This window comes from Streptomyces sp. NPDC006259 (genome assembly GCF_042870975.1).
Taxonomy (GTDB): domain Bacteria; phylum Actinomycetota; class Actinomycetes; order Streptomycetales; family Streptomycetaceae; genus Streptomyces.
On record NZ_JBIAHY010000008.1, the window covers coordinates 147,584 to 166,647 of the forward strand.

The following is a 19,064-nucleotide window of genomic DNA, read 5'->3' on the forward strand; positions in this document are numbered from 1 at the left end:
CGGCCGTCGGAAACACCGGCCGACCGTCGGAGCCGCCGGCCGGCCGTCAGAACCACCCCAGCGCGCTGTCCAGCGACCAGTGCTGCCAGGCCATCGCGAACAGCGCGACCGCCGAGATCAGCGCCATCATCGCGTTCTGCCCCTGCTCCGCCCAGTCGTGGATCATGAGGGTGAGGTAGAGGAGGTTCAGCAGCAGGCCGCCCACCAGGGCGATCGGCGTGAGGAACCCGAGGACGAGGCCCAGGCCGAGCGCCAGCTCCGCGTAGACGACGACGTACGCCACCACGCGCGGCCTCGGCGCCACCACCGCGTCGAAGCCGGACCGTACGGCGCTCCAGCGGTGCTTGGCCGCGACGTCCGCCGCCCAGGCGATGCCGGTACCGCGCTCGAACCAGCCCTTCCGGTCCTTGTGCCGCCAGCTCTCCAGCCACCACAGGCCGAGCCCGATCCGCAGCACGGCCAGCCATTCCGCGCCGGTGAGCCAGATCGTGTCCATGCATCTGACGGTACGTCAGATGCGGCGGGGCGGGAAGCCCGCGAGCAGCCCCTCGGTGACCGCCGGACGGGAGAGCGGCGCGGTCGCGCCCGGTCCGTGAACCTGTGCATCCCCCATGAAGTCCCGCAGAAGTCCACGGATTGTTGGCAATTTTGTGCACGATCTGGATACCGTCGCTGACGGAAGCCACCCGCAGCGAGGGAGTCGCATCGTGAAGCACAGGGCAGTCAAGCGCAGGTCGCTCGTCATGGGCATCGGGGCCACCGCCGGTGTCGCCGCCGTGGGCGGCCTCGCCTTCAGCGCTCAGGCGTCGTCCGGCACCACCTCGTCCCCGTCCGGCTCGGCCCCCCTCGGCTCCCTGGCCTTCGACCCGGACGCCTACACCGAGCTGACGACGACGGTCACGGACGCGGCGGGCACCGAGCACTCCGTGACCTACCACTTCTGGAAGGCGGTCACCTACGTCGCCAAGCCGGTGGACGAGAAGTACCAGAGCCTCAACGTCAGCGCCCCGGTGAAGATCGACGGCACCGCGGTGGACGCCTCGAACGCTCCGATCCTGTTCGCGAACTCCGTCGGCGGATACATGCCGTCCTCCGTCGCGGACGCCACCGGGATCGGCGGCGGCGCCGGCGGACCCCTGGGCGGTGGCGGCGCGCCCGGCGGCTCGGCCACCCCGACCGCCGCGCCCAGCCCCTCCGCCTCCGACGCGACGGGCAACACCAACCCCACCGGCGGTGCCAGGAGCACCAACCAGCTGCTCGCCCTGGCCGCCGGTTACGTCGTCATCGAGCCCGGCGCCCGGGGCCGTAGCCTCAAGAACTCCGCCGGCGAGTACTACGGCGTCGCCCCCGCCGCGATCGTCGACCTCAAGGCCGCCGTCCGGTACGTACGCGCCAACAAGGGCCGCGTCCCCGGCGACACGGACCGGATCGTCTCCGCCGGCACCAGCGCGGGCGGCGCCCTCTCGTCACTGCTCGGCGCCTCCGGCGACAGCCCGATATACGCCCCGTACCTGAAGGAGATCGGCGCGGCCGACGCCTCCGACGCCATCTTCGCGACCGGCGCCTGGTGCCCGATCACCGACCTGGAGCACGCCGACGGCGCCTACGAGTGGAACTGGGGCGGCAACGCCACGTCCGCCGGCACGGTCGTCGACCAGACGGTGTCGAAGGAGTTGCGCGCGCAGTTCGCCGAGTACCAGGCCTCCCTGAAGCTCAAGGGGCTCAGCGGCTTCGGCACGCTCACCGCCCGCAACTACGACGCGTACCTGGTCGAGCAGTACCTGCAACCGTCGGCCACCAGCTTCCTCGCCGCCCTGTCCGACTCGGCGCGGGCGACCTACCTCGCCGCCCACACCTTCATCACCTGGAAGAACGGCAGGGCCTCCTTCTCCTGGGCCGACTTCCTCACCCACGTCGGCGCCCGCAAGAAGAACGTCCCCGCGTTCGACCCCTTCGACCTCTCCTCGGGCGAGAACAACGAGTTCGGCAAGGGCACCACCCTCGCCCGGCACTTCACGGCGTACGGCCAGAAGCACGACACGACCGGCCTCACCGCCAAGCGGGTCGACAGCGACATCCCCGAGCCGCTGCGGCTGATGAACCCGATGTACCACCTGGTCGACAAGCCCAACTCCGCTCGCAGCAGGCACTGGTGGATCCGGCTGGGCACCAAGGACTCCGACACCTCGCTGACGGTCTCCGCCAACATCGCCGCCGCCGCGCACGGTCTCGGCGACGACGTGGACCACCTCTACTACTGGGACCAGGGCCACGGCGCCAACACCGACCCGGGCGACTTCATCAAGTGGATCGCGAAGGTGACAGGGCACAAGGCCGTCAGGTAGCCCTGCCGGGCGGCCCTCGCGCCGGCCACCCATCCCTGAACGGCGGCGGCGTCCGGCTCCGGCCACCCACCCTGAACGGCGGCGTCCTCTTCCCGTCATAAGAAAAGGACGCCGTCTCCCGCGACGCCGGGCCCCCGCGCACCCGGGCCCGGCGTCGCGCCATGTCCACGACCGGATGACCGGCCTCACCCACCGCGCACACCATTCGTGCAGACGTGATCGATCCGCAACCAATTCCCGTCTTGACCGAGACCCATCAATGCCGCGCGTGATTACGCTCGCGCTCATGGAAGACTCCGCACCGCAGGCGAACCCCTCCGCGACCGGCGCCGCGAACCCCGCCGACCGGCCGGTCTACGTCATCGGCGGCGGCCCCGGCGGCCTCGCCACCGCGTACGCGCTGCGCGCCCAGGGCATACGCGCCGTCGTGGTGGAGAAGTCCGACCGGGTAGGCGCGTCCTGGCGGCGCCACTACGACCGGCTGCGTCTGCACACCACCCGGCGCCGCTCGGCCCTGCCCGGTCTGCCGATGCCCCGCCGCTTCGGACGGTGGGTGGCCCGCGACGACGTGGTGCGGTACCTGGAGAAGTACGCCGAGCATCACGAGCTGGAGATCGTCACCGGCGTCGAGGTCTCCCGCGTCGAGCGGACCCCCGACGGCACGGGATGGCTGCTGCACGCCTCGGGCGGACGGGAGCTGACCGGCGCGGCGGTCGTCGTCGCCACCGGCTACAACCACACCCCGTCGCTGCCGGACTGGCCCGGGCGATCCACGTACACCGGCGAACTGACCCATGCCTCCACGTACCGCGACGGCAGCCCGTACACCGGCCGGGACGTCCTCGTCGTCGGCGTCGGCAACACCGGCGCCGAGATCGCCGTCGACCTGGTGGAGAGCGGCGCCGAGCGGGTACGGCTGGCCGTGCGGACCGTCCCGCACATCGTGCGCCGCTCCACCGCGGGCTGGCCGGCGCAGTACAGCGGCATCCTCGTACGGCGGCTGCCCGTCGGCCTCGTCGACCGGATCTGCCGGGTACTGGCCAAGGTCAGCGTGCCGGACCTGTCGGCGCACGGGCTGCCGCGGCCCGACACCGGGCTGTACAGCCGCGTCCGCGAAGGGGCGATCCCCGTCCAGGACGTCGGTCTGCTCGACGCGGTGCGCAAGGGGAAGGTCGAGATCGTGGCCGCCGTGGAGGGCTTCGAGGACGCCAAGGTGGTCCTCGCCGACGGCACCCGCGTCCAGCCGGACGCCGTGATCGCCGCCACCGGGTACGCGCGCGCCCTGGAAGACCTGGTCGGTCACCTCGACGTCCTCGACTCCCGAGGCAGACCGACCGTCCACGGCCCCCGCACGGCGGCCGCCGCCCCCGGCCTCCACTTCACCGGCTTCACCACCCCCATCAGCGGCACCCTCCGCGAACTGTCCCTCGACGCGGAACGCATCGCGAAGGCGGTACGCCGGGAGCTGCGGCGGAACTGAGGAGGCGGGGCCCGTCCCTCACCTACGGGCCCGGTTCTCCTCACGGCTCCGGTTCTCCTCACGGACCGGTTCCGCTCACGCCTCTGGCCTACTCACGGCTCCGGGCCTGCTCAAGGCTCCGGTTCCGCCTCCGCCGCCGGTCCACGTCCGACGGTCATGGACCAGCGGACGGCGGAGGGCGCCTCGACGAGGACCGTGCCCGCGCCCTCGACCCCCGCGACACCGAGCTGGTTCTGCACGGTGGTCACCTCCGCGGCCCGGCACGCCGGCGCAAAGGACATCGCCGCCGGCCGCACGGTGACTTCCACGGTCCCCTCCCCCTGGCACCGCACGGCGACGATCAGCGCGTCGCCCCTCCTCCCCGCCCCGAAGCCGACATGGCGACCGCCCCGCGTCACACCCTGCCGGACGGCGACGGTCTCCGAGCCGTCCAACTCGGGCGGCCGGTCGACGGGGGGGTTCAGGGGAATCGGCCGAAGGGGGCGCGGGCGCGGTCACGGAAGTCGTCGGGCCGGGAAGGCCCGCCCGCGCAGGCGGCCACGCCTGCGGGTCGTCCGTCGAGCAGCCGGTGGCGGCCGACAGCCCGGCCACGGCGGGCAGAAGCAGCACGGCACATCGCCACACGCGCATGACAGTTCTCCTGTGTCGAGGGTGCCGGAGAGGCCGCGGAGCAGTGGGCGCCGCAGAGCACTGGGAGGGGCGGGAGCAGGCGAAGAGGTCCTCCGTCGGCTCTTTCGATCATGGCAGTGTGCCGCGCCGGTACCACCCCTTTGCGTCGGTTCTGAGCAGAACATGAGCTTCAACAGCCCGAATAGCGGACGCAGTTGCGACCGTTGCCCACTCCCCGAGCGTTGTCCCGGGACCCCGTGCACCCCCAGAATGTGAGCACTGTTCATCTTTTGGTTCCACCCCATCCACCCCCTCTCGCTCTCGAAGCGCTCGCAGCACGACGGAGGACGCACGTGGCACGTGGAAGACAGATACCTGGACGTCAGCTCTCCCGCCGCTCCCTGATCGGCGGCACCGCCGCCCTCGCCGGGGCCGGCACCCTGGCCGCGGCCGGCACGGGGACCGCCGCCGCGGCGGCCGCCACGGCCTCGCGGACCGTGGACGTGGCGATCGTCGGCGCCGGCCTCGCCGGGCTCACCGCCGCGCGGGATCTCGTGGCGACCGGGCGGACCGTCGCCGTCCTGGAGGCGCGGGACCGGGTCGGCGGCCGGGTGGTGAACCTGCCGCTCGCCAACGGCGGGGTCACCGAGGGCGGCGGCGAGTTCATCGGCCCCACCCAGGACCGCATCAAGGCGCTCGCCGACTCCCTGGGCGTGACGACCTTCGCCACCTACAACACCGGCAAGAACCTGCTGTACAAGGACGGCAGGAAGACCGCGTACGCCACCGACGGCCTGCTCGGCTCCGTGCCGCCGGTCGACGCGGCCGGGCTCGCCAACGCGGCGATCGTGCAGGCCTCGCTGGACGACATGGCCCGGCAGGTGCCGGTCGACGCCCCCTGGACGGCCGCCAAGGCCGCCGAGTGGGACCGGCAGACCTTCGAGTCCTGGCTGCGCGCCAACGCCGTGATCCCGTCGGCCAAGTTCCTCCTCGACGTCGCCTGCACCTCGATCTTCTCGGCCGAGCCCCGCGAACTCTCCCTCCTGTTCGTCCTCTTCTACATCGCCGCCGCCGGCAACGAGCAGACCCCCGGCACCCTGGAGCGCCTCACCGAGACCGCGAACGGCGCCCAGGAACTGCGCTTCGTCGGCGGCTCGCAGCTGGTGCCGGTCAAGCTCGCCGCCACCCTCGGCGACCGGGTCGTCCTGAACGCCCCCGTGCGCACGATCAGCCGGTCCGGCTCCTCTTACGTCGTCACGGCCGACGGCGTCACCGTCACCGCCAAGCGGGTCGTCGTCGCCGTACCGCCGCCGCTCGCCGCCCGCATCTCCTACGATCCCCTCCTCCCCGCCGGGCGCGACCAGCTCACCCAGCGCCTGCCGATGGCCTCGGTCGGCAAGGCGATCGCCGTCTACGACACCCCCTTCTGGCGGGCCGACGGCCTCAACGGCCAGGTCGTCAGCGACACCGGCGCGATCAGCTCGACCTTCGACAACTCCCCGCCCGACGCCTCCTACGGCGCGCTGATGGGCTTCATCGAGGCCGACAAGATGCGGGCGCTGGACGCCGCCCCGGCCGACACGGTGAAGGCCGCCGTCCTTGCCGACTTCGCCACCTACTTCGGCGACCGGGCCAAGTCCCCCACCTCCTTCGTCCTCCAACGCTGGAACAACGAGGCCTACACCCGCGGCGGCCCCGTCTCCATCGCCGCGCCCGGTGTCCTGACCCAGTACGGTCCGGCCCTGCGCGAGCCGGTGGGCGGCATCCACTGGGCCGGCACGGAGACCTCCGTCCACTGGATGGGCTTCATGGACGGTGCCGTGCGGTCGGGCGAGCGGGTGGCGAAGGAGGTACTGGGAGCGCTGTAGGCCCCGGCCCGGCCGGTCCGGTCCGCCCGGTCCACCCGACGTGCCCGGCCCGCCGGGTCCACCCGGCCCGCCGGGTCCGCCGAGCCCCCCGGGTCCGCCGAGCCCCCCGGGTCCGCCGGGTCCGCCGGGTCCGCCCGCGGTTCTCCGCCTCGACCGGTCCACCCGCACTCGTCCGGCATCGCCCGTCCCGCACCGCTCGTCCTCCCGCACCCGTCCGCCCACGCCGCACATCCGACGTGCACGCCCATTCCTGACGTCTCGTCAGTTCTGTAATCTGACAGAGCGTCAGTTACCAGGCAGTCACACACAAGCGGGCGGACCGATGCTTGGATCAACCCACGGCACCCTCACCACCGACTCCCGCCGGGCCCGGGTTCTCGCGTGCGACGAGCGACCCGGGCCCGCCGTCCACGGCCGGCCCGCCGAGGCGGGCGACCTGGATGTCAGCGGGCGCCCGCTGTATGCCGAGGTCCCCGATCTCGACCGGTTCTTCCGGCCGGGTTCGGTCGCGGTGATCGGCGCCTCGGACGCCGAAGGACGCCCGAACACCGGTGTCACCCGACAACTGGTGGGCTGGGCCGAGCGGGTGGGGGCACGGCTGTACCCGGTGCATCCCACCCGTACCGCCGTCTTCGGCATTCCCTGCTGCCCGTCCGTCGCCGACCTGCCCGAAGAGGTCGACCTGGCGGTGCTGCTGGTCGCCGACCCGCTGCCGGTGATCGAGGAACTCACCGAGGCGAAGGTGAAGTTCGCCGTCGTCTTCGCCTCCGGCTTCGCGGAGACGGGCGCCGACGGCGCCGCGGCCCAGGAACGGCTCGCGGCGGCCGTGGCCCGCTCGGGGGTGCGACTGCTGGGGCCCAACACCAACCTGAACGCCTTCGAGCACTTCCGGGACGATCTCGACGGGCCGGCGATCGCGTTGATCACCCAGTCCGGCCACCAGGGGCGCCCGGTGTTCGCCCTCCAGGAACTCAACATCCGCCTCTCCCACTGGGCACCCACCGGCAACGAGGCCGATCTGGAGACCGCCGACTTCCTCTCCTACTTCGCGGAGCGTCCCGAGGTCGGCGCCATCGCCTGTTACGTCGAGGGCCTCAAGGACGGCCGGGCCTTCCTGCTCGCCGCCGACCGGGCCGCCCGCCGCGGGGTGCCGGTCGTCGCCGTGAAAGTCGGCCGCACCGACGCCGGCGCCCGCACCGCCGCCACCCACACCGGCAAGCTGACCGGCGCCGACGAGGTGGTGGACGCGGCGATGCGCCAGTACGGCGTGATCCGCGTCGACGGACTCGACGAACTCCAGGACACGGCGGCCCTGCTGGCCCGCGCGAAGCCGCCGCGGGCGGACGGTGTCGTGGTGTACGCGATCTCGGGCGGCACCGGCGCCCATGTCGCCGACCTGGCGACGGCAGCGGGGCTGCGGTTGCCCGAGCTGTCCGCGGCCCGCCAGGCGGAGCTGCACCAGTGGATACCGGAGTACCTGAACGTCGCCAACCCGGTCGACAACGGCGGTCATCCGGTCGGTGACCGACGCGGCCGGAAGATCATCGACGCACTCCTGGACGACCCGGAGGTAGGCGTCCTGATCTGCCCGATCACCGGCCCCTTCCCCCCGCTGAGCGACCGGCTCGTGCGGGACCTGGTGGACGCCGCCGAGCGGACGGACAAGCTGGTCTGCGTGGTGTGGGGGTCGCCGGTCGGCACCGAGCCCGCGTACCGGGACGTGCTGCTCGGCTCCTCCCGCGTGGCGACCTTCCGCACGGTCGGCAACTGCCTGACCGCCGTGCGCGCCTACCTCGGCCACCACCGGTTCGCGGCCGCCTACCGCTCCCCCTTCGACGAGGCCCCCCGCACGCCGTCGCCCTCCAGCCGCAAGGCGAGGATGCTGATGCGCCCGGGTCAGCAGCTGAGCGAGCACGCGGCCAAGCAACTGCTGCGGGCGTACGGCATCCGGGTGCCGCGCGAGCACTTGGTGACCAGCGCGGCGGCGGCCGTACGGGCGGCCGGGCTGGTCGGCTACCCGGTGGTGATGAAGGCGTCCGGTGAGCGCATCGCCCACAAGACGGAGCTGGGCCTGGTCAAGGTCGGCCTGACCTCCGCGAGCCAGGTCCGCGACGCCTACCGCGACCTGACCGACATCGCCCGCTACGAGGGCGTGGCGCTGGACGGCGTCCTGGTGTGCCAGATGGTCGAACAGGGCGTGGAGATGGTCGTGGGCATCACCCACGACGAGCTGTTCGGGCCGACGGTGACGGTCGGGCTGGGCGGGGTCCTGGTGGAGGTCCTGCGGGACGTGGCGGTACGCGTGCCGCCCTTCGGGGAGGAGCAGGCCCGCTCCATGCTCGACGAACTGCGCGGGCGGGCCCTGCTGGACGGGGTCAGGGGGCGCCCCCCGGCCGACCTGGACGCACTGGTGGAGGTCGTCCTGCGGGTGCAGCGCATGGCGCTGGAACTGGGGGACGACCTCGCGGAACTCGACATCAACCCCCTGGTGGTCCTGCCGTGGGGGCAGGGAGCCGTGGCGCTGGACGCGCTGGCGGTCTGCCGCTGAGCGACGGCCGAACGCCACGGTCACCGAGGCCGAGGCCGACCCGGAATCGGGGGCGGGGGCGGACGCCGTCCCCGGTGCCGCCACCGCCGATGCCGCCGATGCCGCCGACGTCGCCGATACGGCCGACGCCGCTGTTACCGCCGAGCGGAATGAGATGAACATGGCTGATTACCCCCGTGTGTCGTCATTGACCGACAAGCCGGAAAATTCCGTTGGGTCATTGGTACGGCACGCCACTGACAACCACGTCTCGACCTTCACCCTCAACCGCCCCGAATCCCTCAATGCCATCACCGATGACCTGCGGGAACAGCTGATCCGACTTTTTTCGGAGGCCTCCGCGGACCCGGAGGTGAGGGCGGTCGTCCTGACCGGAACGGGCCGCGGCTTCTGCGCGGGCGCGGACCTGCGGGGCGGTGCCGCGACGGGCGAGCGGATCCCCGGCGATGTCGCCCGCACCCTGCGCCTCGGCGCTCAGCGTCTGATCGCCGCCGTTCTCGACTGCGAGAAACCGGTGATCGCCGCCGTGAACGGCACGGCGGCCGGACTCGGCGCGCATCTCGCCCTCGCCTGCGACCTCGTCCTCGCCGCCGAACCGGCCCGCTTCATCGAGGTGTTCGTCCGCCGGGGCCTCGTCCCCGACGGCGGCGGGGCCTACCTCCTGCCCCGCCTTCTCGGCCCGCAGCGCGCCAAGGAGCTGATGTTCTTCGGCGACGCGCTGACGGCGGCGGACGCCGAGCGCCTCGGCCTGGTCAACCGGGTCGTCCGGGCGGACGAGTTGGCGAAGACGGCCCGCGCCTGGGCCGCCCGTCTCGCCGCCGGGCCCACCCGTGCCCTGGCCCTGACCAAACAGCTCGTCAACGCGTCCCTGGACAGCGACCGCGCCAGCGCCTTCGCCGCCGAGGCGGCCGCCCAGGAGATCAACATGACCACCGCGGACGCCCAGGAGGGCGTGGCGAGTTTCGTGGAACGGCGGGAGGCCCGGTTCCGGGGCCGGTGACGGCGGCCGGGACGAACACCGCCGACAGCCGTGCCACCCCCGCCACCGCTCCGCCACACCCGCCACACCCGCCACTCCAGCCACCGCTCCGCCGCGCCGCCGGCCTCCCCGCCCCTTCCCATCTGACGTGCCGTCAGTTTCAATGAGGGGCATGATGGGACACGCAGGAGCGGCGGCCGCGGCCGTCCGGCACCTTCGGGCGGGACCGGTCGAACCGCCGCCCCGCCCGGTGCTGCGCTGCGTCCGTGAGGACGAGCGGGCGCCGGTCGACCAGGGGGAGTTCCGGCGGGTGCTGGGGAACTTCGCGACAGGGCTGACCGTTGTCACGGCACCGGCCACCACCCCCGGCGGACCCCCCGCCGGCTTCGCCTGCCAGTCCTTCTCCTCCCTCTCCCTCGACCCGCCCCTCGTCGCCTTCATGGTCGGCCGTACGTCCACGACCTGGCCGCGGATCGCCGCCGCGGGCGTCTTCTGCGTCAACGTCCTGGGCGCCGGTCAGCGCGAGGTGTGCCGCGCCTTCGCCGTCAGCGGCGCCGACAAGTTCGCGGGCGTCGCCCACGAGCCCGCCCCGGTCTCGGGCGCCCCCCGCCTCACCGGCGCCCTCGCCTGGATCGACTGCGCGATCCACGCCGTCCACACGGGCGGCGACCACCTCATCGTCGTAGGCCGTGTGCACGCGCTGGGGGCGGCCGACGGGGACGAGGCACCGCTGCTGTTCCACAGGGGGCGGTTCCTCTAGCGCGTCGTCCGGCCGGTCGTCGGCACGGCACCGGGGGAGAACGCCGACAGGGCGGCGTACCCGACGCGCTGTCGGAGTACGCCGCCCTGAGGTGGGGCGGGTCGGGTGGAGCGGGTCGGGCGCGCAGGCCCGCGTCGTCCTGTCGGTCACTTCGGGTCGCGGTCGAACACCGACTTCGACCACAGGTAGCCGAGGACGGTCAGCGCCAGGCACCAGGCGAGGGCGAGCCATCCGTTGTGGCCGATCTCGGTGCCGAGCAGCAGGCCGCGCAGGGTCTCGATGGCGGGGGTGAAGGGCTGGTACTCGGCGATCGGCTGGAACCAGCCCGGCATCGAGTCCACGGGGACGAACGTGCTGGAGATGAGCGGCAGGAAGATCAGCGGCAGCGCGTTGTTGCTGGCGGCCTCGGCGTTCGGGCTGACCATGCCCATCCCGACGGCGATCCAGGTGAGCGACAGGGCGAACAGCGTCAGCAGCCCGAACGCCGCGATCCATTCCAGCGCGGTGGCGTCGGTGGAGCGGAAACCGATGGCCAGGCCGACGGCACCGACCAGGACGACGCTGACGACCGACTGCAGGACGCTGCCGACGACGTGTCCGACGAGGACGGAGCCGCGGTGGACGGCCATCGTGCGGAAGCGGGCGATGATGCCCTCGGTCATGTCGTTGGAGACGGAGACCGCGGTGCCGATCGTGGTGCTGCCGATGGTCATCAGCAACAGGCCCGGCAGGAGGTAGGCGATGTAGGCGGAACGGTCGGCGTCACCGCCGCCGATACCGGCGCTCATCGTGTCGCCGAAGATGTAGACGAACAACAGCAGCAGCATGACCGGCGTGAGCAGCAGGTTCAGGGTCAGCGACGGATAGCGCCGGGCGTGCAGCAGGTTGCGGCGCAGCATCGTGGACGAGTCGCGTACGGCGAGGGAGAGGGTGCTCATCGGGCGGTCTCCTTGGACTGGTGGGGGACGGCGGCGCCGCCGGTCAGGGCGAAGAACACGTCGTCGAGGTCGGGGGTGTGCACCGTCAGTTCGTCCGCCTCGACGCCGGCGGCGTCCAGCCAGTCGAGGATGGAGCGCAGTTCGCGCTGGCTGCCGTCCGAGGCGATCTGCAGGGCGAGGGCCGTGTCGTCGCGGGTGGCCTCGCCGAGGGCGGTGGCGGCCGTCTCGTAGCTCCGCGGGTTCTCGAAGCGCAGCCGGACGTATCCGCCCGGGATCAGCCGCTTCAGTTCGCCGGCGGTGCCCTCCGCGGCGATCCTCCCGTCGTTGAGGACGGCGATCCGGTCGGCGAGCTGGTCGGCCTCCTCCAGGTACTGGGTGGTGAGGAAGACGGTGACGCCGTCGGAGACCAGCCCGCGGATGATCTGCCACATGTTGTGCCGGGAGCGGGGGTCGAGTCCGGTGGTGGGCTCGTCGAGGAAGATGATCCGCGGATCGCCGACGAGGGTCATGGCGATGTCGAGGCGGCGCTTCATGCCACCGGAGTAGGTGGAGGCGGGCTTCTTCGCGGCATCGGTGAGGTCGAAGCGCTCCAGCAGTTCGGCGGCGACCCGCCTGCCCTCGCTCCTGGAGAGGTGGTTCAGGTCCGCCATGAGGAGCATGTTCTCCTCGCCGGTGATCAGGCCGTCGACGGCGGAGAACTGCCCCGTGACACCGATCGCGGCCCGCACCGCCTGCGGGTCGTCGGCCAGGTCGTGGCCGCCGACCCGCAGTTCGCCGGCGTCGGCGGTGATGAGCGTGGAGAGGATCTTGACGGCGGTGGTCTTGCCGGCGCCGTTCGGGCCGAGCAGGGAGAAGACCGTTCCTTCCGGGACGGCCAGGTCGATGCCGTCGAGGACGACCTTGTCGCCGTAGGACTTGCGCAGCCCGTGCGCCGCGATGGCCAAGCTGGTCATGATGGAGGCTCCTCTGTGTGCGGGCGGCGGGGTCCGTGCGGGCGGGCGGGTGTCACAGGCTGCGGGCGGTGATGTCGCCGTGGGGCGTGGTGGCGCGGATGTCCAGCGCGGTGGTGCCGTCGTTCTTGAGGGCGTTGTGGATGCGGCCGTGGCCGGTGCCGGCGTTCAGGGCGGCCGAGACACCGGCCGCGGCGGCGACCGAGATGCTGCCGGACCGGGTGCTGAGCACGACCGTGCCGCGCACGGCCTCGGCGATGCGGATGTCGCCGCGTGCGGTGCTGATCTCCGCCGGCCCGCCGAGGCGGCCGATCTCGACGTCGCCGTCGATCGCGGTGAGACGGACGCCCGCCGCCTCGTCGATCTTGATCTGGCGGTGGGCGCCGTCGAAGACGACCTCGCCCAGGCGTCCCACCCCGCGCAGCTCGGCGCTCGCGGCCCTGGCCTCGACACGGGACCCGGCCGGCAGCTGGACGGTGACCTCCACAGAACCGGAAGGGCCGGTCAGCCGGTTGCCGACGCCCGAGGCCGTGATCCGCAGGACACCGTCGGCGTAGACCACGGTCGCCCGCTCGGCGGTTCTGGCGTCCCCGCTCCTGAGGGGGTCGGCGGGCCGGACCTCGACGGTGGTGTCGGCGCGGTCCGCCGCGATGAGCTGGATGCGTCCGGAGGGGATGTCGAGGACGGCGGAGATCGGGGCGGTGGTGGCAAAGGTGTGCATCGTGTTCTCCCTGCGGGTCGTTGTTTCTGACATCGCAAACGCTACGTTGCGTTCACTGGTCGCACAACGAAGTTGTTGCACGCGATTCAGCTACATGCAGCTCAACGCGGATATATCGTTGCATCAACTCTCGACGTTAACGCAACGACTCTCCCCTATCGTTGCAATGGAATGAGAGTGAACGCTATGCTCGACGCACCGGGGGCCACACCACAGAGCACGAGGGAGACCGTGATGCCGGGAGGCAGACTCACCCAGGCCGAACGCCAGCGGATCGCGTCGGGACTGGCCGACGGCCTCGCCTACGCCGAGATCGCCCGCCAGCTCGAGCGCCCGACCTCGACCGTCACGCGTGAGGTGATGCGCAACGGCGGCCCCACCGGCTACCGCGCCGACCTCGCCCACCGCGCGACCGAACACCGCACCCAGCGCCGCAGGTCCGCCCCGCCCCACGGCACGCAGGCGCCTTCGCCGGTCGACGGGCGTGACATGGAGGCCGTCGGCGCGTTCGAGGAGACGTTCACCACCGTCCTGATGGCCTCGGGCATGCCGAAGATGATGTCCCGGGTCATGGCCTGCCTCACCCTCACCGACAGCGGGAGCCTCACCGCGGCAGAACTCGCGCAGCGCCTCCGGGTCAGCCCGGCCTCCATCTCGAAGGCGGTCGCGTTCCTGGAGAGCCAGGCCATGGTGCGCCGCGAACGCGACGAGCGCCGCCGCGAGCGCTACATCGTCGACGACGACATCTGGTACCAGTCCATGATCGCCAGCGCCCGTTCCACCGCTCAGATCGTCGAGATCGCACGGCAGGGCGCCGCGGTCCTCGGCCCGCAGACCCCCGCCGCCACCCGCCTGGAGAACGTCGCCCGCTTCCTCGACTTCGTCACCGAGAGCATCACCCGCGCCGCCGAACAGGCCCGCGCGGTCCTGCACACGCCGACCGCACCGCCCCCGACCGGCACCGGCACGCCAGGCCCGGACCGCGGTTAGACGGCCGTCCGCCCTCCGTCACCGGGGCCGTCGCGTCCGGCGGGGGCTCTCCCCGCCGGACGCCATCCCCTTCTCAGACCGCCGCCGGACCGGCAGGGACACCCCCGCCGGACGCCGTCCCCTCCTCAGACCGCCGCCAGGCCCGGCGAGGACGCCCCCGTCAGGCGCGATCCCCTCCTCAGACCGCCCCCGCCGGGCGCCACCCCCTTCAGACCGCCGCCGGCCCGGCGGGTACAGCGGGCGCGGGAGTCCCGGCGCGCGCCCCCGGCACCGTGGGCCTGCGCCGGATCACCAGGGCCATCAGCGCCGCCGCCGCGCACAACGCGCCCGAGGCGTACCAGACCACGTCGTACGAGCCGAAGGCGTCGCGGGCCACGCCGCCGAGGAAGGCGACCAGGGCCGCGCCGACCTGGTGGGAGGCGAGGACCCAGCCGAAGACGATGGCGCTGTCCTCGCCGTAGTGCTCGCGGCACAGCGCCAGGGTGGGCGGTACGGTGGCGACCCAGTCGAGGCCGTAGAAGACGATGAAGAAGACCATCGGCGGGTGGACCGTGGGGGCCAGCAGGATCGGCAGGAAGAGGAGCGAGACGCCGCGGAGCGCGTAGTACACCGCGAGCAGCCGGCGCGGTTCGAAGCGGTCCGTGAACCAGCCGGAGGCGATCGTGCCGACGACGTCGAACACGCCGATCACCGCCAGCAGGGAGGCCGCCGCCGTGATCGGCATGTGGTGGTCGTGGGCGGCCGGCACGAAGTGGGTCTGGACCAGGCCGTTCGTGGAGGCGCCGCAGATCGCGAAGGACCCGGCCAGCAGCCAGAACGGGCCCGTACGCACCGCCGAGACCAGGACCTTGACCGTGCGCCGCGCCGCACCCCGCACCGGAGGCGGCTTCGGCACGAACTCCTTCGCCCCGTACGGCATCTGCCCGACGTCCGCCGGATGGTCGCGCAGCAGCAGCCAGACGAAGGGGACGACCGCGAGGGCGGCGAGAGCGACCGTCACCGCGGCCGGCCGCCAGTCGTACCGGGTGATCATCCAGGACAGCAGCGGCAGGAAGATCAGCTGGCCGGAGGCGGACGCCGCGGTGAGGATGCCGCTGACCAGGCCCCGGCGCTCGGTGAACCAGCGATTGGTGACCGTCGCGGCGAAGGCGAGCGCCATCGAGCCGGACCCCAGGCCGACCAGCAGACCCCAGCAGAGCAGCAGTTGCCAGGCCGCCGTCATCCACACGGTCAGGCCGGAGCCGACCGCGATCACGGTCAGCGCGACGGCGACGACCCGGCGGATGCCGAAGCGGTCCATCAGCGCCGCCGCGAAAGGCGCGGTGAGGCCGTAGAGAGCCAGGTTGATCGACACGGCCGCGCCGATCGTCCCGCGCGACCAGCCGAAGTCCTCGTTCAGCGGCTCGATGAGCAGGCCGGGCAGGGAACGGAAGGCGGCCGCGCCGATGATCGTGACGAAGGTGACGGCGGCGACGAACCACGCCCGGTGGATCCGCGCCCGCCGCTTCCCGGCGCGGGGAGCCCCGCGGACGGAGTCCACCGTGTCCGTGGCGGATCCGCCTGTCCGCGTCGCGTCTGCCGGGGTCATGTCTGCCTGAGTCACGTCATAGAGCTTCGGGTCCGCACTCCTGGCGAGCGAGTGGCCCGGGGGACGATGTTCGTTAGGATCCGGCCATGAGCCCTTCCCCCGGCTTCCGGCCGCACCGCGTCGTCGTCCTCGCCCTCGACGGGCTCCTCCCCTTCGAACTGGGCATCCCGCACCGCATCTTCGGCCGCCCCAGGGACCCCGAGGGGCGGCATCTGTACGAGGTCGTGACCTGTTCGGTCCGCCCGCCGGGCCCGGTCGAGACGGACGCGGACTTCGCCGTCCAGGTCGCACACGGCCCCGAGGCACTGGCCACCGCCGACACCGTCATCGTCCCGGCGTCGTACGAACTCGGCCCGGTCTTCGAGGAGGGCGTCCTGACCGACGACCTCGCCGCCGCCCTCGCCCACGTCCGGCCGGGCACCCGGCTCGCCTCCATCTGCACCGGCGTGTACGTCCTCGCCGCCGCCGGTGTCCTCGACGGGCGCCCCGCCACCACGCACTGGGCCGACGCCGACCGTCTCCAGCGCCTGTTCCCCAGCGTCAGGGTCGACCCCGACGTCCTCTTCATCGACGACGGCGACGTCCTGACCTCGGCGGGCGTCGCCGCCGGCATCGACCTGTGCCTGCACATGGTGCGCCGCGACCACGGCACGGCCGTCGCCAACGAGGTCGCCCGCCGCACGGTCGTACCGCCGCACCGCGACGGCGGGCAGGCGCAGTACATCGAGCGGCCCGTGCCCGATCCGCAGCTCTCCGGCACGACCGCCGCGCGCGCGTGGGCGCTCGGCCGCCTCCACGAGCCCCTCCAGCTGCGGGACATGGCCGCCCAGGAGGCCATGTCGGTACGGACGTTCACGCGCCGCTTCCGTGAGGAGGTCGGCGTCAGCCCCGGCCAGTGGCTCACCCGGCAGCGTGTCGAACGCGCCCGGCACCTGCTGGAGTCGACCGGCCTCTCCGTCGACCAGGTCGCCCGGGAGGCCGGCTTCGGCACCGCCCAGTCGATGCGCCAGCACCTCCAGGCGGCCCTCGGGGTCACCCCGACGGCGTACCGGCGGACGTTCAGGGCGGAGAGCGCCGTCAGAACGTGAGGACCCCGCGCGCCACCCGCCCCGCCTCCGCGTCCGCCGTCGCCTTCGCGAAGTCCTCCACCGGGTAGGTGCGGGTGACGAGTTCGTCGAGGAGGAGGCGGCCCGCGCGGTACAGCTCGGCGTACAGGGCGACGTCGCGCTGCGGCCGGGACGCCCCGTAACGGCAGCCCAGGATCGACTTGTCCAGGAAGAGGGAGGAGACCCGGAAGGACGCCTCGGCGGTCGCGGGCGGCACCCCGAGGAGCACCGCCTGACCGTGCCGGTCGAGCAGGTCGACGGCCTGCCGGATCAGCTCCACCCTGCCGACGCACTCGAAGACGTGGTCCGCGCCCGTCGGCAGCAGCTCCCGCACCCCGTCGGCGGAGGTGAGGAAGTCGGTGGCCCCGAAAAGCCGCGCCATCGCCTCCTTCTGCGGGTTGGCGTCGACGGCCACGATCCGCAGCGCGCCCGCGATCCGCGCGCCCTGGAGCACGTTCAGCCCGACTCCGCCCGTGCCGATGACGACGACACTGTCCCCGCGGTCCACCCGCGCGCGGTTGAGGACGGCCCCGACGCCGGTCAGCACCCCGCAGCCGATCAGGGCGGCGGACGGCAGCGGAATGTCCTTCGCGATGCGCACGGCCTGCACCGCCTTGACGACCGTGCGCTCCGCGAACGCCGAGTTGGACGCGAACTGGTACACCGGGCGACCGCCGCGCGAGAACGGCCGGCCGGGCCGCCCGATGGCCTGCCGGCACATCGTCGGCCGCCCCCGGTCGCACTCGGCGCACGTCCCGCAGCTGGCGAGCGTGGACAGCGCGACATGGTCCCCGGCCACCACATGCGTGACGCCGGCGCCCACCGCCTCCACCACGCCCGCGCCCTCGTGCCCGAGCACCACCGGCGCCGGGAAGGGAATCGTCCCGTCGACCACCGACAGGTCGCTGTGGCACAGCCCGGCCGCCGACACGGCGACGAGCACCTCCCCCGGCCCCGGATCCCGTACCTCCAGGTCGTCGACGACCTCGGCCCGCTTCCCGTCGAACAGCACGCCCCGCATCACGTCCCCCCTCCCTTGGGCTGTCTGGGCAGACCGAGCACGCGCTCGGCGATGATCGTGCGCTGGACCTGGTCCGAACCGCCGTAGACCGTGTCGGCCCGCGAGAACAGGAACAGGTGCTGCGTCTCGTCCAGTTCGTACGGCGCGGAGGGCGACCAGGTGCCCGGACCCACCCCCGCCTCCGCGCCCCGCACCCGCACCGCCAGTTCCCCGAGCCGCTGATGCCAGCCCGCCCACAGCAGCTTGGCCACACTGGGCGCGCCGGGCCCCGTCGAACCACCCAGCGTCCGCAGCGCGTTCCACCGCATGGTCCGCAGCTCCGCCCACAGCCGCACCAGCCCCTCCCGTACGACGGGATCGTCGGCGGCGCCGGTGGCCACGGCCGTGCGGACCACGCGCCCCAACTCCTCGGCGAACCCGATCTGCTGGGCCAGCGTCGACACCCCGCGCTCGAAGCCGAGCAGGCTCATGGCGACCCGCCAGCCGTCCCCCTCCGCACCCACCAGGTGCTCCGCACGCGCGCGTGCCCCGTCGAAGAAGACCTCGTTGAAGTCGCTCGTCCCGGTCATCTGCCGGATCGGCCGCACCTCGATCCGCCCCGGCTGGTCCATCGGCACGAGCAGGAAACTCAGCCCGTGGTGCCGCCTCGACCCCGCGTCGGTGCGCGCGAGCACGAAACACCAGTCGGCCTCATGGGCGAGGGAGGTCCAGATCTTCTGCCCGGTGACCCGGTACGAGCCGTCCGCCACCCGCTCCGCCCGCGTCCGCACCCCCGCGAGATCCGACCCGGCACCCGGTTCGCTGTAGCCCTGGCACCACAGCTCGGCACCGGCCGCGACGGGCGGCAGGAACCGCTCCTTCTGCTCGGCCGTGCCGTGCGCGAGCAGGGTCGGCGCCAGCAGCTTCTCCCCGATGTGCCCGGACCGCCCCGGCGCCCCCGACCGCACATACTCCTCGGCCCAGACGACCTGCTGGGTGAGGGTGGCGGTGCGGTTGCCGTACCCGCCCTCCCTCCACCCGATCCCGATCCATCCGTCGGCCCCGAGGGTCCGCTCCCAGGCGCGGCGTCCGCCGGCGTGCGGGGCATGGCGACCCAGCCATTCCCGGGCCTCACCCCGGAAGGCCTCGTCCTCAGCGGTGAATCCGAAATCCACGGGACTC

Annotated in this window: 16 protein-coding genes; 8 read left to right on the forward strand and 8 right to left on the reverse strand. The window is 72.7% G+C overall.

Annotation, left to right across the window (positions count from 1 at the left end):
- Positions 1-46: 46 nt before the first annotated feature.
- Positions 47-496: a DoxX family protein gene (locus ACFYO5_RS30450; RefSeq protein ID WP_388714826.1), complete on the reverse strand. Its 450-nt coding sequence runs from the start codon at positions 494-496 to the stop codon at positions 47-49.
- A 247-nt stretch (positions 497-743) separates the two neighbouring features.
- On the opposite strand from ACFYO5_RS30450, the gene ACFYO5_RS30455 reads away from it, so the two are divergent.
- Positions 744-2,345 (forward strand): subtype B tannase, encoded by a 1,602-nt coding sequence (locus ACFYO5_RS30455; protein WP_388715291.1) that lies wholly within the window; start codon positions 744-746, stop codon positions 2,343-2,345.
- 286 nt (positions 2,346-2,631) lie between these two features.
- The gene (locus ACFYO5_RS30460; protein ID WP_388714828.1) at positions 2,632-3,825 is read left to right on the forward strand and encodes a flavin-containing monooxygenase; all 1,194 of its coding nucleotides are present in this window, start codon (positions 2,632-2,634) and stop codon (positions 3,823-3,825) included.
- A gap of 110 nt (positions 3,826-3,935) precedes the next feature.
- Here the strand turns inward: ACFYO5_RS30460 and ACFYO5_RS30465 are convergent, their stop codons facing one another.
- Entirely contained in the window at positions 3,936-4,133 is a 198-nt protein-coding gene (locus ACFYO5_RS30465; RefSeq protein ID WP_388714831.1) for a hypothetical protein, read from the reverse strand.
- Positions 4,134-4,787: 654 nt separating this feature from the next.
- On the opposite strand from ACFYO5_RS30465, the gene ACFYO5_RS30470 reads away from it, so the two are divergent.
- The 4 genes from ACFYO5_RS30470 (at position 4,788) to ACFYO5_RS30485 (ending at position 10,589) form a co-directional block, all read left to right on the forward strand.
- Positions 4,788-6,302, forward strand: a complete 1,515-nt coding sequence (locus ACFYO5_RS30470; RefSeq protein WP_388714833.1) for a flavin monoamine oxidase family protein — start codon at positions 4,788-4,790, stop codon at positions 6,300-6,302.
- A 322-nt stretch (positions 6,303-6,624) separates the two neighbouring features.
- Positions 6,625-8,850, forward strand: coding sequence for an acetate--CoA ligase family protein (locus tag ACFYO5_RS30475; protein WP_388714835.1), 2,226 nt, complete (start codon positions 6,625-6,627; stop codon positions 8,848-8,850).
- Between the two features lie 160 nt (positions 8,851-9,010).
- Positions 9,011-9,850 carry an enoyl-CoA hydratase/isomerase family protein gene (locus ACFYO5_RS30480; RefSeq protein ID WP_388714837.1) on the forward strand — a complete coding sequence of 280 codons (840 nt, stop codon included), beginning with the start codon at positions 9,011-9,013 and terminating at the stop codon, positions 9,848-9,850.
- A gap of 154 nt (positions 9,851-10,004) precedes the next feature.
- Positions 10,005-10,589: a flavin reductase family protein gene (locus ACFYO5_RS30485; RefSeq protein ID WP_388715294.1), complete on the forward strand. Its 585-nt coding sequence runs from the start codon at positions 10,005-10,007 to the stop codon at positions 10,587-10,589.
- Positions 10,590-10,735: 146 nt separating this feature from the next.
- Here the strand turns inward: ACFYO5_RS30485 and ACFYO5_RS30490 are convergent, their stop codons facing one another.
- The 3 genes from ACFYO5_RS30490 to ACFYO5_RS30500 are packed head-to-tail and all read right to left on the reverse strand — an operon-like array spanning position 10,736 to position 13,198.
- Entirely contained in the window at positions 10,736-11,527 is a 792-nt protein-coding gene (locus ACFYO5_RS30490; protein WP_388714840.1) for an ABC transporter permease, read from the reverse strand.
- Positions 11,524-12,480, reverse strand: coding sequence for an ATP-binding cassette domain-containing protein (locus tag ACFYO5_RS30495; RefSeq protein WP_388714844.1), 957 nt, complete (start codon positions 12,478-12,480; stop codon positions 11,524-11,526). The genes ACFYO5_RS30490 and ACFYO5_RS30495 overlap by 4 nt, the downstream gene beginning before the upstream one ends.
- Before the next feature lie 52 nt (positions 12,481-12,532).
- Positions 12,533-13,198 carry a DUF4097 family beta strand repeat-containing protein gene (locus ACFYO5_RS30500; RefSeq protein WP_388714847.1) on the reverse strand — a complete coding sequence of 222 codons (666 nt, stop codon included), beginning with the start codon at positions 13,196-13,198 and terminating at the stop codon, positions 12,533-12,535.
- Between the two features lie 234 nt (positions 13,199-13,432).
- On the opposite strand from ACFYO5_RS30500, the gene ACFYO5_RS30505 reads away from it, so the two are divergent.
- On the forward strand, positions 13,433-14,188 hold the full coding sequence (locus tag ACFYO5_RS30505) for a helix-turn-helix domain-containing protein (protein WP_388714850.1): 756 nt from the start codon (positions 13,433-13,435) through the stop codon (positions 14,186-14,188).
- A 208-nt stretch (positions 14,189-14,396) separates the two neighbouring features.
- Here ACFYO5_RS30505 and ACFYO5_RS30510 read toward each other — a convergent pair whose 3' ends face one another.
- The gene (locus ACFYO5_RS30510; protein ID WP_388715297.1) at positions 14,397-15,776 is read right to left on the reverse strand and encodes an MFS transporter; all 1,380 of its coding nucleotides are present in this window, start codon (positions 15,774-15,776) and stop codon (positions 14,397-14,399) included.
- An 86-nt stretch (positions 15,777-15,862) separates the two neighbouring features.
- On the opposite strand from ACFYO5_RS30510, the gene ACFYO5_RS30515 reads away from it, so the two are divergent.
- Positions 15,863-16,864, forward strand: coding sequence for a GlxA family transcriptional regulator (locus ACFYO5_RS30515; RefSeq protein WP_388714852.1), 1,002 nt, complete (start codon positions 15,863-15,865; stop codon positions 16,862-16,864).
- Here the strand turns inward: ACFYO5_RS30515 and ACFYO5_RS30520 are convergent.
- The gene (locus ACFYO5_RS30520) at positions 16,854-17,903 is read right to left on the reverse strand and encodes a Zn-dependent alcohol dehydrogenase (RefSeq protein WP_388714855.1); all 1,050 of its coding nucleotides are present in this window, start codon (positions 17,901-17,903) and stop codon (positions 16,854-16,856) included. The genes ACFYO5_RS30515 and ACFYO5_RS30520 overlap by 11 nt on opposite strands.
- Complete coding sequence (locus ACFYO5_RS30525; protein WP_388714858.1) at positions 17,903-19,057, reverse strand: acyl-CoA dehydrogenase family protein; 1,155 nt, start codon at positions 19,055-19,057, stop codon at positions 17,903-17,905. The genes ACFYO5_RS30520 and ACFYO5_RS30525 overlap by 1 nt, the downstream gene beginning before the upstream one ends.
- Positions 19,058-19,064: the final 7 nt, after the last annotated feature.